Genomic DNA, 12,979 nt, shown 5'->3' on the forward strand with positions numbered 1-12,979 from the left:
CTGGGCTCAGGTCTGGTGGGTGGCACGCGTCGGTACGTCGGGGCCAAGGATCCAATTGCCCTGGGCTGCTTCGTGCGAGCCCTGGGCCGGCAACGGGCGCGGGCGGTCGGGTTCCCAGTGGGTCGGGTCCTCGGTGAGGCCGAGGAGATAGGTGACCGTGCAGTCGAGTGCCGCGGCGAGTTCCGGGAGGCGGACGACGTCGACGCCGGCGCCGTGCTCGAAGCTGCTCAGCGTCTTGTTCGTGGTGCGGATGCCGCGGCGGGCCAGCCGGGTCACCACCTGCTTCTGAGTCAGGCCGAGCTGGACCCGACGCGCGCGCAGCCGGTGCGTGACGATCAGGTGGCGGTCGACGGCCAGGTCGTCGTTGTCGTTGAACATGCCCAACCTCCCGTCCTGCCACCATCCTCCCGGTCTGGAAGTCCGTCAATCACGGAATACGCGCGAAATCAGGTCATGTCGGCCAGCGCGTGCACGGTATAGCGCGCGAAGTTGAAGACCGGCGCACGTCCGAGCAACCGCTCGAACTCCTCGTGCGACTCGACCTCGTAGATCCACGCGCCGCCGTGCGAGCCGACCACGTGGTACCGGGCCAGTACCTTGCCCTCGCGCTGCAGCCGTTCGCCGTACTCCGGCATGGCGCCGACAGCGCGCGCCATCTCCGGCGAGAGCAGGCTCAGCTCCATCTGCCAGAGCACGAGGAACTTCATGACCGCAGGTGGAGTCGTCGGGCGGCCTCGGCGATCGAGCCGGAGACCGAGGGGTAGACCGTGAACGACTGGGCCATCTGGTCGACGGTGAGACGCGCGCCGACAGCCAGGGAGATCGGGTGGATCAACTCGCTGGCCCGGGGCGCCACCACCACGCCGCCGACGATGATGCCGGTGTTCGGCAGGCAGAAGAGCTTGATGAAACCGTCCCGGACACCCTGCATCTTGGCCCGGGCGTTGTCCGCGAGCGGCACCTTGACCGCCATCGCGGTACTGCCGCCCGCGTCGACGACGGCCTGCGTGAGGCCGACGGTGGCGATCTCGGGCGCGGTGAAGACGTTGGAGGAGACGGTCGACAGGTTCAGCGGGGCCACCGCGTCGCCGAGCGCGTGCGACATCGCGATCCGGCCCTGCATGGCCGCCACCGAGGCGAGCATCAGGACGCCGGTGCAGTCGCCGGCGGCGTACACGCCCCGGGCCGTCGTCCGGGACACCTTGTCGACCGTGATGAAGCCGCCGTCGCCGAGCGACACGCCCGAGTCAACGAGTCCCAGGTTCTCGGTGTTCGGCAGCGAACCGACGGCCAGCAGCGCGTGCGACCCCTCCACCTTGCGACCGTCCGTCAGGGTCACCACGACCCCGTCGCCCTGCCGCTTGACCGACTCCGCGCGGGACTTGCCCAGCACGGTCATCCCGCGCCGCTTGAAGACGTCCTCCAGTACTGCGGCCGCGTCCTGGTCCTCACCTGGCAGCACCCGGTCCCGGGAGGAGACCAGCACCACGTCGCTGCCGAGCGCGTCGTATGCGCTGGCGAACTCGGCGCCGGTGACACCGGACCCGACCACGATCAGCCGCTCGGGCAGTTCCTCGAGCTCATAGACCTGCTCCCAGGTCAGGATCCGCTCGCCGTCCGGCTCGGAGCCCGGGAGGATGCGGGGCCTTGCACCGGTGGCGATCAGCACCACGTCGGCGTCCAGCCGCTCGTCGTCGACCACGACGGCCTCGGGACCGTCCAGCCGGCCGCGGCCGTGAATCACCCGGACCTTGTCGTCGGCGAGCCGCCGGCTGATCCCCTCCGACTGGGCCGTCGCCAGCGCCTTGACCCGTTTGTTGACGACGGAGAGATCGACACGTACGGAATTCGCCGGATCAGAATGGTCAGAGGCGCCGTCGCTTGTGACTCTGACACCCAGCTCACCGGCCTCCTCGACCTCGGTCATCACCTCGGCCGTGGCGATCAGGGTCTTGCTCGGCACGCAGTCCGTGAGCACGCAGGAACCGCCGATCCCGTCGGAATCGACAACCGTCACCTCCGCTCCCAGCTGGGCGGCCGCACTCGCCGCTTCGTACCCGCCAGGACCGCCACCGATGATCACAACTCGCGCCACGAGAGGCCATTGTTCCGTATCCTGTGTCGTCGTGACCCTGTACGCCGCGTTTGCGTCGAATCTGGACCCGAACCTGATGGCCGAGCGGTGCCCGTACTCGCCCCTGCGCGGGACCGGGTGGATCGTCGGCTGGCGCCTCACCTTCGGAGGCGAGGAGCTCGGCTGGGAGGGCTCGATGGCGACCGTCGTCGAGGACCCGGCCGACCCGAGCAACCAGGTCTTCGTCGCCCTGTACGACGTCCACCCCAAGGACGCGGAGCGCCTGGACGAGTGGGAGTGGATCGACCAGGGCGTCTACCGCAAGATCCAGGTGCGGGTGGCGACCCTGGACGGCGAGCAGCTGGCCTGGATGTACGTGCTGAACGCCTACGAGGGCGGCCTGCCCTCCGCGCGGTACCTGGGCATCCTCGCCGAGGCCGCCGAGGCCGCGGGCGCCCCGGACGACTACGTCGCCGATCTCCGCGCCCGTCCCTGCCAGAGCTCGGGCCATTAGGACAGATCAGTAGTTAACCGGGCGGTATCGTGCGCTCGTGACCGTCAACGATGCCGCTCTGACCCGTACCGCTGCCCAGGCCTGGCTCGCCGAGGACCCGGATCCCGACACCCGCGCCGAGCTCCAGAAGTTGCTCGACGCCGGCGCCGAGGCTGACGCCGAGCTGGCCGACCGCTTCGCCGGCACCCTCGAGTTCGGTACCGCGGGTCTGCGCGGCGCGGTGGGCGCCGGGCCGAACCGGATGAACCGGGTCGTGGTGATCCGCGCCGCCGCCGGCCTCTGCGCGTACCTGAAGGCGAACGGCCTTACCGACGGCCCGGTCCTGATCGGGTACGACGCGCGCCACAAGTCCGACATCTTCGCCCAGGACACGGCCGCGGTGGTCCGGGGCGCCGGGCTGGACGCGGTACTGCTGGACCGACCGACGCCGACCCCGGTGGTGGCGTTCGGGATCCGGCACCTGAAAGCGGTTGCCGGGGTGGTCGTGACGGCTTCGCACAATCCCCCGCAGGACAACGGTTACAAGGTCTACCTGGGCGACGGCTCGCAGATCGTGCCGCCGGCCGACGTGGAGATCGCCGCCGCCATCGAGGCCGTCGGCCCGCTGGCGTCCGTGCCGCGCGGGGAGGACTGGCACACGACCGGCGACGACCTGCTGGACGCCTACCTCGACCGGATCGCGACTCTGGTGCCGGCGGATGCTCCCCGATCGTTGAATGTGGCGTACACGCCGCTGCACGGAGTCGGGCGCGCCCTTGTGGAGCAGGCGGTGCAGCGCGCCGGGTTCGCGCTTCCGGCTGTGGTGGCGTCGCAGGCGGATCCGGATCCGGACTTCCCGACCGTGTCGTTCCCGAACCCGGAGGAGCCGGGGGCGATCGACGCCGCCCTGGACCTGGCTCGGGCGGAAGGTGCGGATCTTGCCGTCGCCAACGATCCCGACGCCGACCGGTGCGCGGTCGCAGTACCGGATCCTGCTGCTGAGGGTGGCTGGCGGATGCTGCGCGGCGACGAGCTCGGGTCGTTGCTGGGTGAGTTCCTGCTGTCGTCCGGGGCGCAGGGGGTCGCGGCCTGCTCGATCGTGTCGTCGTCGCTGCTGGGGAAGATCGCGGCGGCGTACGGCGTCCGGTACGTCGAGACGCTCACCGGGTTCAAGTGGATCGGGCGGGTGCCGGAGCTGGTCTTCGGGTACGAGGAGGCGCTCGGGTATTGCGTCGACCCCGCGGCGGTGAAGGACAAGGACGGCGTGTCGACGCTGGTTCGGGTGCTCCAGCTCGGTGCCCAGGCGAAGGCCGAGGGGCGGACGCTGCTGGACCTGCTGGACGACCTGGCGAAGAAATACGGGCTGCACGCGACGGACCAGCTGTCCGTGCGGGTGGACGACCTGAGCCTGATCGCGGCCGCCATGGACCGCCTCCGCGCCACCCCGCCCACGGAACTCGGCGGCCACTTGGTCGAGCGCATAGACGACCTGAGCCACGGCACGGAGACTCTCCCACCCACCGAAGGCCTCCGCTACACCCTGTCGGACGGTGCCCGGGTCGTAGTCCGCCCCTCCGGCACCGAACCCAAACTCAAGTGCTACCTGGAAGTCGTAATCCCGGTCCAAGCCGACGACGTCCCCGCCGCCCGCACCCAAGCCGCGCTGGAACTGGCAGCCATCAAACAATCCCTCTCCACCGCCGCCGGCATCTAACGCCACCAGCCACCCACCGAGGGCTGGCGGTGGGTGGCTGCTGGGATCTGGGCGTGCGAAGGCCCCCGAGCGGGTCGGGGGCCTGGGCGGGGAAGCCGGTCAGTGGGCTGCGGCGGCTTCGGCTTGTTCGGCTTGGAGGGAGGACTTGAGGGACGAGTGGAGGAGGCGGAGGGTGCTGGTGGACTGCATCAGCGCCTCCCGCTCGTCGGGGTTGCGGTTCGCGAGGGTGGTGATCTCGTCGATGCTCGCCGCGATCCGGGCGATCCGGTCCGCCACGGTGCCTTCACCGCTGCTGGCCCGGCGGACCGCCTCGGAGGTGATGGTCCAGACGTCCTCGCGGTCGTTCGTGCGGCGGGACAGGTCGACCATCTGGCCGAGCGCGGCCAGATCGCTGTCGATCTGCGCACGCTCCACCGGCGTGATGATGTTGGCGGTGCCCTGGCGCAGCCGGGTGACGTGCCCGGACAGCTCCGACCAACTGCACTTGCCGCCTCTGATCTTGTCCAGCACCTTGGTGTACTCGGTGTTGAACTCGTCGTAGTTCACGATCCTTGACTCCTGCCGTTCGTCGGTCGACCAAGACTGTAAGGCGTGCGGACCCGAAACACGGTAACCACACGATCGCAGATCGTGAACGTGTCGGCAAAACGCGAAAGCCGCCTGAAACGCAAACGCGTGCCAGGCGGCTTGGTTACTCGCGAATCTACGCTTTGTCACCCGCGAATCTACGCATTGCGCGTCAGGATACGCGGCTGGAGATCGCGGCGAAGGTATTGCACCGGCTCGCCGTCGTGGTGGAACTGGTCGCGTTGAAGCCCGCGGTCGACCACCAGTTGTGGTTCGACAGCGACCCGTGGTCGCGGACGGCGCCCGCCTGGTCGCCGGAGTGCGCGACGACGTACTTCCACTGGGTGTAGAGCGTGCCGCTCATCGGGTAGTACCGCTTGTTCGCGCCGATGTAGGCCGAGCCGAGGCAGGACGCCTGCAGCTCACGACGGCGGCTCTCCTCGAGCTTGGTCGACTGGGTGGTGAAGGCGCGCTGGCGCCACCAGGACGCGTCCAGGATGCCGGTGACGAACTGCACGTGGTGGGCGTACTCGTGCGCGATGGTGTTGGTCGCGTACGCGCGGGCGAAGGTCGGGTTCTGCTTCCAGTAGGTCTGGATCAGGCCCCACGGGATGTAGATCTGCCCGTTCTTGTAGCCGCAGTAGTACGACTGCGGGCCGCGGACGATGCCGCAGTACGTGTTGACCCGGCTGTAGTTGTGCACGATCAGGGTCGGCTTGAGCTTGTAGTTCGCCCCGGCGGCCTTCAGCACCGGTGCCCAGGCCGCCCACATGCAGGTGAGCATCTGCTGGTCGTACGCCTTGACGGCGGCGGCCGTGGTCAGCGTGGCCTTGACCTCTTTGCACTTCGAGGGCGGGATCACGGGCGCCTTGTAGAGCTTGTTGTACCGCACGGTGTTCTTGGCCGTGGTGCTGTTCCAGGCCGCGGCGAGCGCCGTCGATCGCTGGACGCCCTCGGTCCGGACCGCCTGGGACTCGGCGGTCTTGCCCGCCGGCAGCGGCTCACCCGCGGTACCGGCGGTCTGCGCTGCCTGGGCGGGCATCGCCAGGGCCGCGAAACCGGCCACCGCGACGACGGCGGCCAGACCGCGCAGCTTCGTGCTGGGGAGGTTCTTCATGCGCTCCACTCTCGAGTGTTCGGGGACGTACAGGTGTCATCCTGGGCGAACCGGAGGTTCATCCCGGCAGCGGACACGGGGTCGGACGCCACCGATCACCACGAAGTTCCCCGCGATTCGCGACAACTTCAGCGAGCGAGAGCAGCGCCCAGGAACGCGAGCTGGTCCGGCAGCATCCGCCGCCAGTAACCGGCCGTGTGCGCCCCTGCCTGTACTCCGCCCGCCGCGGTCACCTCGTCCCGCAGATCCCGGACCGCGCCCGCGAACGGGTCGTCCCGGCCACAATCGATGCGCAAGGCAACATCTTTGAGATCCTCCGCGCGCCCGAAGACCGGATGCGCCTGGAAGTCCTCGGGGCTGTCGTACGCCCCCGCCGTTGCCTGTGACGCCTCGTGCCAGAGCGCAGGGCTCAGCGCGCCGGCCGCAGCCACCCGGGCTGATCCAACATCAGCCGCGTGCAGAAGAGCGCCGTACCCGCCCATCGACCACCCGAGTACGCCGTACCGGTCGGTGCGAAGTCCGCGTTTGGCCAACAGGGGAAGGAGTTCCGTCGTCAGCATCGCCTGCGGGTCTTCTCCGGTTGCGCGCAGGTGCCAGTAGCTGTCGGTGCCGCCGTCCACCGCGGCGAGCGCGAACGGCGCAGTACCGGCCTGCACCGCGGCGGTCAGGTAGCGGTCGGCGCCGAGGTCGTTGATCGCGGAGGTGTGGTCGCCACCGCGCCCGTGCAGCACCAGTACTACGTGAAGCCGCGCGTCGGCCCGTTGTCCGTGCGGGTACATCACCGTCCACCCGACCGCCGTACGCCGTGCGGCTGATGCGAAGCTGCCGGACTCCACCGGCCCAGCCGCCACCTCCGGCACGACACCGTCCTCGCCGGTCAGCCCGAGTACGTCGTGAACCCGCGTCCGCCCGGGCAATACCCCGGCTTCGACCAGCCCGGCACCTCCGGCGACGGTGAGGCCTGCCGCGATGAGCAGACCGCGGCGGGAGACCCGGGTCAGCGGAGGAACTCCGCCAGCAGGGCGATGACCGCGAGCACCCCGACGATCGTGAGCTCGGGCCGCGCCCAACTGGTGACGACCTCGCCCTCGGAGGACTGGCCGTACAGGTTGACGTGGTTGTCGATCCGGTCGACCACGAACTCCGCGCGCGAGATCGAGCTCTCCGGGCTCAGCTTGCGCCCGCCGACCCGCTGCTTGCGCAGGTCCCGCATCACCAGTTGCACGCCCGGCGCGCGCAATCGCGCGTTCTCGGTGTGCACCCGCAGGATGTCGGTCACGTCGACGTCGGTGATCTTGCCCCACGGCACGGTGTGATCACGGATGTGGTTACGGATCAGCAGGTTCTCGGGGCGGAGCGTGACGGACGGACGGACCAGACCGACGTAGGCGAGCACCATCAGGATCCCGATCAGGGCCGCGACCTCCAGGCCGCCCACGGTGCGCCACTCCAGCACGATGTCGATCAGGCCGACCACGCCGATCGCCATCACCACGACGCCGGTGATCCGGTTCGACGTGGACAGGTACCGCTCACTCTCGCTGGCCTTCGGTTTCACCCCGACAAAGTAGCCGCCGCCTGGTCACCGGCCTAGAACCGGCCGCCACTCTGGTCCGTCTTGTGACCGGAAACGCACTCCCGGGAACGCACTAGACTGCCAGGCGTGACCACTACCGACACTGGCGTCGACAGTCTCGCCGACGTGACCTCGTCCGAGGACCGGCTGCGCCGGTTCCTGCTGGGCCTGCCGGGCGTCGACCAGGTCGGCGCCGAGGCGCGGGCCGCCACCTTGAGCACCCGGTCGATCAAGACCACCGCCAAGGCCTACGCTCTCGATCTGGCCATCCAGATGATCGACCTGACCACGCTGGAGGGCCAGGACACCCCGGGCAAGGTGCGGGCGCTGTGCTCGAAGGCGAAGCGCCCGGACCCGGCGGACCCGACCGCGCCGCAGGTGGCCGCGGTCTGTGTATATCCCGACCTGGTGGCGACCGCGAAGTACGAGCTGCGCGGGTCGGGGATCAACGTGGCGAGCGTGGCAACCGCGTTCCCGAGCGGCCGTTCCAGCCTCGCGATCAAGGTGCAGGACACTCAGGACGCGGTGGCGGCGGGGGCCGACGAGGTCGACATGGTGATCGACCGGGGCGCCTTCCTGTCCGGGCGGTACGGGCTGGTCTTCGACGAGATCACCGCGATCCGCGAGGCGGCGGGTGACGCGCATCTCAAGGTGATCCTGGAGACCGGCGAGCTGGTCACCTACGACAACGTCCGGCGGGCCTCCTGGCTGGCGATGCTGGCCGGCGCGGACTTCATCAAGACCTCCACCGGCAAGGTCTCCCCCGCGGCGACGCTGCCGGTCACCCTGGTGATGCTGGAGGCCGTCCGGGACTACCACGAGGCGACCGGCCTGCACATCGGCGTCAAACCCGCCGGTGGCATCCGGACCGCGAAGGACGCGATCAAGTACCTGGTCACCGTCAACGAGACGGCCGGACCGGATTGGCTGGACCCGGAGCTGTTCCGCTTCGGCGCCTCCAGTCTGCTGAACGACCTGCTGATGCAACGCACCAAGCTGGCCACCGGGAACTACCCCGGCCCCGACTACTTCACGCTGGACTGAGGCATGAGCAGATTCGAGTACGCACCCGCGCCCGAGTCGCGGGCGATAGTGGACATCAAGTCGTCGTACGGGTTGTTCATCAACGGCGTCTTCACCGAGGCCACCGACGGCAAACCGTTCAAGACCGTCAGCCCTGCCTCGGAGGAGGTGCTGGCCGAGATCAGCGAGGCTGGTCCGGCTGACGTCGACAAGGCGGTCAAGGCCGCCCGCAAGGCCTACGACAAGGTCTGGGGCCCGATGCCGGGCCGCGACCGGGCGAAGTACCTGTACCGGATCGCCCGGCTGATCCAGGAGCGCTCCCGCGAACTGGCCGTGCTGGAGTCCCTGGACAACGGCAAGCCGATCCGCGAGTCCCGCGATGTCGACCTGCCGCTGGTCGCCGCGCACTTCTTCTACTACGCGGGCTGGGCCGACAAGCTCGAGTACGCCGGCGCCGGGGAGAACCCGCAGCCCCTGGGCGTCGCCGCGCAGGTGATCCCGTGGAACTTCCCGCTGATGATGCTCGCGTGGAAGATCGCGCCGGCTCTGGCGGCGGGCAACACGGTGGTACTGAAGCCGGCCGAGACGACGCCGCTGACCGCGCTCGCCTTCGCCGAGATCTGCCAGCAGGCCGATCTGCCGCCGGGCGTGGTGAACATCATCACCGGCGCGGGCCGGACCGGTCAGGCGCTGGTCGAGCACGAGGGCGTCGACAAGGTCGCGTTCACCGGCTCCACCGCCGTCGGCCGCGCGATCGCCAAGTCGGTGGCCGGCACGGACAAGAAGATCACCCTCGAGCTGGGCGGCAAGGCGGCGAACATCGTCTTCGAGGACGCGCCGATCGACCAGACCATCGAGGGCATCGTCAACGGCATCTTCTTCAACCAGGGCCACGTCTGCTGCGCCGGTTCGCGACTGCTGGTCCAGGAGAGCGTGTACGACGAGGTGCTGGCCCGGCTGAAGCGCCGGATGAGCACCCTGCGGGTGGGTGACCCGCTGGACAAGAACACCGACATCGGCGCGATCAACTCCGCCGAGCAGCTGGCCCGGATCCGCGAGCTGTCGCAGGTCGGCGAGGACGAGGGCGCCGAGCGCTGGTCGCCCGAGTGCGAACTGCCGACCCAGGGCTACTGGTTCGCGCCGACCGTGTTCACCGGCGTCTCCCAGGCGCACCGGATCGCCCGCGAGGAGATCTTCGGGCCGGTGCTCTCGGTGCTCACCTTCCGCACTCCGGCCGAGGCCGTGGAGAAGGCGAACAACACCCCCTTCGGCCTGTCCGCCGGGGTCTGGACCGACAAGGGCTCCCGGATCCTGTGGATGGCCGACCAGCTGCGCGCCGGCGTGGTCTGGGCCAACACGTTCAACCGTTTCGACCCGACTTCGCCGTTCGGCGGCTACAAGGAGTCGGGTTACGGCCGCGAGGGCGGCCGCCATGGTCTGGAGGCCTACCTTGCCCACTAAGGACAGTGCCCGCCTGGACGTGCGCAAGACCTACAAGCTGTACGTCGGCGGCGCCTTCCCCCGCAGCGAGTCGGGCCGGTCGTACGTGGTGAACAACGCCAGGGGCAAGTTCCTCGCGAACGCCTCGCAGGCCTCCCGCAAGGACGCGCGGGACGCGGTCGTCGCGGCCCGCAAGGCATTCGGTGGGTGGTCCGGCAAGACCGCGTACAACCGCGGCCAGGTGCTGTATCGGATCGCTGAGGTGATGGAGGGCCGGCACGAGCAGTTCAGCGCCGAGGTCGCCGCCGCCGAAGGGCTCTCGATCAGCAAGGCCCGGGCCGTGGTGGACGCCGCCATCGACCGCTGGGTCTGGTACGCCGGCTGGGCGGACAAGCTGGCCCAGGTGGTCGGCTCCAGCAACCCGGTGGCCGGCCCGTACTTCGACTTCTCCTTGCCTGAGGCAACTGGTGTGGTGGCCGTGCTGGCCCCGCAGGACTCCAGCCTGCTCGGCCTGACCAGCGTGATCGCCCCGGCCATCGTGTCCGGCAACACGGTCGTCGCGGTCACGTCGTACGAGCGCCCGCTGCCGGCGGTCACGCTGGGCGAGGTGATGGCGACCTCCGACCTGCCGGGTGGCGTGGTGAACATCCTGACCGGCTCGGCGTCGGAGATCGGCCCGTGGCTGGCCGGTCACCTCGACGTGAATGCGATCGATCTGGCCGGTGTGGCGGATCCCGAGGAGGCGACGGCGCTGGAGGTCGCGGCGGCGGAGAACCTCAAGCGGGTGCGCCGTCCGGCCGACGAGGACTGGACGGAGTCGCCCGGTCTGTCCCGCCTCACGCAGTACCTCGAACTGAAGACCGTCTGGCATCCCATCGGCGTCTGATCCCGCGCTGATGCTGTTCGCCGCGAAGCCGATCCCGGACGACAAGGTGGCGGTCGTGTCGCCGTCGGGCGGACTGCCCGAGGTGTTCCCCGCGCCGTACGAGCTGGGACTCCAGCGGCTCCGTGCCTTCGGGCTGGAGCCGGTGGAGTATCCGTCGACCCGGAAACTGCGGTCCACTCCGGAGGAGCGGGCGGCCGACCTGCACGCCGCGTGGTCGGACCCGCACGTCCGCGCGGTGATCGCGAGCATCGGCGGCGACGACCAGATCGCCCTGCTGAAGCACCTCGATCCGACGGTCTTCCGGGCCGACCCGAAGCCGTTCTTCGGCTACAGCGACAACACGAACCTGCTCAACTTCCTTTACTCACAAGGGCTTCCGGCGTTCCACGGCGGCAGTGTGATGGTGCAGTTCGGCCGCGGCGGCGCCATGCATCCCGACAGTGAGCGGTCGCTGCGAGCCGCGCTCTTCACCTCCGGCGACTTCGAGCTGACTCCCGCAGCCGGCTGGACCGACCGGGACCGTGACTGGGCCGACCCCGTCCACCTGGAGACCGAGCCCGAACTCTTCCCGGGTGAGGGCTGGAGCTGGCACGGCCCGTCGACTCCGGTCAGCGGGCGACTCTGGGGTGGTTGCCTGGAGATCCTCGACTGGCAGCTGGCCGTCGGCCGCTGGATGCTCCCGGTCGAGGAGTACGCCGGCGTTCTCTTCTGCGAGACCAGCGAGGAACTCCCGAGCGATACCCAGGTCTACCGGACGCTCCGCAACTTCGGCGAACGCGGTCTGCTCGCCCGCTTCGACGCCGTCCTGTGGGGTCGCCCCAAGACCTGGGCCCTGGACCGCCAGACCACTCCGGACGAAGGCGCCGCCTACCGCACTTCGCAGTACGCCGCTGTGGCGCGGGCGCTCGCGGAGTACAACCCCTCCGCGCTGCTGGTCACCGGGCTGGACATCGGCCACACCGATCCGCAGGTCGTCCTGCCATACGGCGGCGACGTGTCCATCGACCCTGCCGCGGAGCGAATCACCGTCACTTACTGACGGCTACCGGCCCCTTCTGATCACTGCCCGCCGAAGAACCAGGCGCCGGCCAGTGCGAGCCCGAAGACCACCGGGACCAGCAGGAGCAACAGCCCGCGCCTGTTCCGGCGCGCCTGCGCCGCCTGCGCGACCGTCGTACTGATCTCGTCGTCGTTGCTGACGGTGGTTCGCTGTCCTGCCAGCAGGGGTGCCTCCTGCTCCAACCGGTAGGCCTCGGCCTCCAGGTGTTCGGCGAGGGTGTCCGCGCGCTCCCAGCGATCGCCGACGCGGTAGGCGAGCGTGCGGGCCAGGATGTCGTCGACCTGGCCGAGCGAGTCGTGCAGCAGCGGCCGCAGGCTGGGTGGGTTGAGCTCCGGGTCGCGTGCGAGCACGTCGTTGATGGAGGAGGCGACGAACGGCGCCCGCCCGGTCATCAGCGCGTAGGTCACCGCGCCGACCGCGTACACGTCCGCCCGCTCGTCGAAACCGTCGCTCCCGCGCGCCTGCTCGGGAGCCATGTACGACGGGGTGCCGACGGCCTGGGTCAGTCCCGACGCCTCCGCGGCGCGTTTCGCCAGCCCCAGATCGGCCAGCACGATCCGATGCGTTCCGCCGCCCGACTCGCTGCCCTGGTTGGGCCGGAGCAGGAGGTTCGCCGGGGTGATGTCGCGGTGCACGACACCCTCTTCGTGCAGGGCGGCGACCGCTCGTGCCAGGTCCGCGCCCCACCAGAGCGCGTCGGCCGGGTCGGTCGGCCCGTGGACAAGCACCTCGGCCAGCGATCCGCCGCTGACGAAGTCCATCACGAAGTATGGGCGGCCGTCGGGCAGTTGGCCGAGGTCGAAGACGCGGACCACCCGGTCGCTGGCGATCCGGCGCATCAGCCGGGCCTCGGACAGGAACCGCTCGCGGACGTCCGCGCGGGAGGCCCAGTTGTCCGCCAGCACCTTGACGGCCACGTCGACGTCGAGGTCGTCGTCGTACCCGCGCCAGACCGTCGCGAAGGCGCCTGCGCCGATCTTCGACTGCAGCCGATACCTTCCGATGACATCCATCCCGGCTATTGTCGGT

At 69.6% G+C, this 12,979-nt stretch carries 14 protein-coding genes; 6 read left to right on the top strand and 8 right to left on the bottom strand.

Annotated features, from left to right (window positions below):
• Nucleotides 1-6: 6 nt before the first annotated feature.
• The 3 genes from ACFPJ1_RS20065 to ACFPJ1_RS20075 form a co-directional block, all read right to left on the bottom strand.
• On the bottom strand, nucleotides 7-378 hold the full coding sequence (locus ACFPJ1_RS20065; protein ID WP_380105906.1) for a helix-turn-helix domain-containing protein: 372 nt from the start codon (nucleotides 376-378) through the stop codon (nucleotides 7-9).
• Between the two features lie 68 nt (nucleotides 379-446).
• On the bottom strand, nucleotides 447-707 hold the full coding sequence (locus ACFPJ1_RS20070; RefSeq protein ID WP_380105907.1) for a muconolactone Delta-isomerase family protein: 261 nt from the start codon (nucleotides 705-707) through the stop codon (nucleotides 447-449).
• Nucleotides 704-2,095 carry an NAD(P)H-quinone dehydrogenase gene (locus ACFPJ1_RS20075; RefSeq protein ID WP_380105908.1) on the bottom strand — a complete coding sequence of 464 codons (1,392 nt, stop codon included), beginning with the start codon at nucleotides 2,093-2,095 and terminating at the stop codon, nucleotides 704-706. Before ACFPJ1_RS20075 ends, ACFPJ1_RS20070 begins: the two co-directional genes overlap by 4 nt.
• 31 nt (nucleotides 2,096-2,126) lie before the next feature.
• On the opposite strand from ACFPJ1_RS20075, the gene ACFPJ1_RS20080 reads away from it, so the two are divergent.
• Together ACFPJ1_RS20080 and ACFPJ1_RS20085 are read left to right on the top strand one after the other, a co-directional pair.
• On the top strand, nucleotides 2,127-2,588 hold the full coding sequence (locus ACFPJ1_RS20080; protein ID WP_380105910.1) for a gamma-glutamylcyclotransferase: 462 nt from the start codon (nucleotides 2,127-2,129) through the stop codon (nucleotides 2,586-2,588).
• A 37-nt stretch (nucleotides 2,589-2,625) separates the two neighbouring features.
• Nucleotides 2,626-4,281: a phospho-sugar mutase gene (locus ACFPJ1_RS20085; RefSeq protein WP_380105912.1), complete on the top strand. Its 1,656-nt coding sequence runs from the start codon at nucleotides 2,626-2,628 to the stop codon at nucleotides 4,279-4,281.
• A 99-nt stretch (nucleotides 4,282-4,380) separates the two neighbouring features.
• Here ACFPJ1_RS20085 and ACFPJ1_RS20090 read toward each other — a convergent pair whose 3' ends face one another.
• The 4 genes from ACFPJ1_RS20090 to ACFPJ1_RS20105 form a co-directional block, all read right to left on the bottom strand.
• The gene (locus ACFPJ1_RS20090) at nucleotides 4,381-4,827 is read right to left on the bottom strand and encodes a hypothetical protein (protein WP_380105913.1); all 447 of its coding nucleotides are present in this window, start codon (nucleotides 4,825-4,827) and stop codon (nucleotides 4,381-4,383) included.
• A 193-nt stretch (nucleotides 4,828-5,020) separates the two neighbouring features.
• Entirely contained in the window at nucleotides 5,021-5,965 is a 945-nt protein-coding gene (locus tag ACFPJ1_RS20095) for a neutral zinc metallopeptidase (protein WP_380105915.1), read from the bottom strand.
• Between the two features lie 128 nt (nucleotides 5,966-6,093).
• The gene (locus ACFPJ1_RS20100) at nucleotides 6,094-6,825 is read right to left on the bottom strand and encodes an alpha/beta hydrolase (RefSeq protein ID WP_380105916.1); all 732 of its coding nucleotides are present in this window, start codon (nucleotides 6,823-6,825) and stop codon (nucleotides 6,094-6,096) included.
• Between the two features lie 137 nt (nucleotides 6,826-6,962).
• A complete protein-coding gene (locus ACFPJ1_RS20105; RefSeq protein ID WP_380105918.1) occupies nucleotides 6,963-7,523 on the bottom strand; it encodes a PH domain-containing protein in 561 nt (186 codons plus the stop codon).
• Nucleotides 7,524-7,628: 105 nt separating this feature from the next.
• Between ACFPJ1_RS20105 and deoC the strand changes: the two genes are divergently transcribed.
• From deoC to ACFPJ1_RS20125, 4 genes are read left to right on the top strand one after another with little or no spacing between them, the layout of a single operon-like run.
• Nucleotides 7,629-8,585 (top strand): deoxyribose-phosphate aldolase, encoded by a 957-nt coding sequence (gene deoC / locus ACFPJ1_RS20110; protein WP_380105920.1) that lies wholly within the window; start codon nucleotides 7,629-7,631, stop codon nucleotides 8,583-8,585.
• Nucleotides 8,586-8,588: 3 nt separating this feature from the next.
• Complete coding sequence (locus tag ACFPJ1_RS20115) at nucleotides 8,589-10,025, top strand: aldehyde dehydrogenase family protein (protein ID WP_380105922.1); 1,437 nt, start codon at nucleotides 8,589-8,591, stop codon at nucleotides 10,023-10,025.
• On the top strand, nucleotides 10,015-10,890 hold the full coding sequence (locus ACFPJ1_RS20120) for an aldehyde dehydrogenase family protein (RefSeq protein ID WP_380105923.1): 876 nt from the start codon (nucleotides 10,015-10,017) through the stop codon (nucleotides 10,888-10,890). Before ACFPJ1_RS20115 ends, ACFPJ1_RS20120 begins: the two co-directional genes overlap by 11 nt.
• 10 nt (nucleotides 10,891-10,900) lie before the next feature.
• Nucleotides 10,901-11,929, top strand: coding sequence for a S66 family peptidase (locus tag ACFPJ1_RS20125; protein ID WP_380105925.1), 1,029 nt, complete (start codon nucleotides 10,901-10,903; stop codon nucleotides 11,927-11,929).
• A gap of 20 nt (nucleotides 11,930-11,949) precedes the next feature.
• On the opposite strand, the gene ACFPJ1_RS20130 is transcribed toward ACFPJ1_RS20125, so the two are convergent.
• Nucleotides 11,950-12,963, bottom strand: a complete 1,014-nt coding sequence (locus tag ACFPJ1_RS20130) for a serine/threonine-protein kinase (protein ID WP_380105926.1) — start codon at nucleotides 12,961-12,963, stop codon at nucleotides 11,950-11,952.
• Nucleotides 12,964-12,979 lie beyond the last annotated feature (16 nt).

It is taken from the genome of Kribbella qitaiheensis, assembly GCF_042657745.1.
GTDB classification, from domain to species: Bacteria; Actinomycetota; Actinomycetes; order Propionibacteriales; family Kribbellaceae; genus Kribbella; species Kribbella qitaiheensis.

Bases quoted from the DNA above. Each gene is read 5' to 3' on its own strand.
- ACFPJ1_RS20070 (WP_380105907.1), bottom strand. From the start codon at position 707: ATGAAGTTCCTCGTGCTCTGGCAGATGGAGCTGAGCCTGCTCTCGCCG.
- ACFPJ1_RS20125 (WP_380105925.1), top strand. From the start codon at position 10,901: ATGCTGTTCGCCGCGAAGCCGATCCCGGACGACAAGGTGGCGGTCGTG.
- ACFPJ1_RS20095 (WP_380105915.1), bottom strand. From the start codon at position 5,965: ATGAAGAACCTCCCCAGCACGAAGCTGCGCGGTCTGGCCGCCGTCGTC.
- ACFPJ1_RS20115 (WP_380105922.1), top strand. From the start codon at position 8,589: ATGAGCAGATTCGAGTACGCACCCGCGCCCGAGTCGCGGGCGATAGTG.
- ACFPJ1_RS20065 (WP_380105906.1), bottom strand. From the start codon at position 378: ATGTTCAACGACAACGACGACCTGGCCGTCGACCGCCACCTGATCGTC.
- ACFPJ1_RS20130 (WP_380105926.1), bottom strand. From the start codon at position 12,963: ATGGATGTCATCGGAAGGTATCGGCTGCAGTCGAAGATCGGCGCAGGC.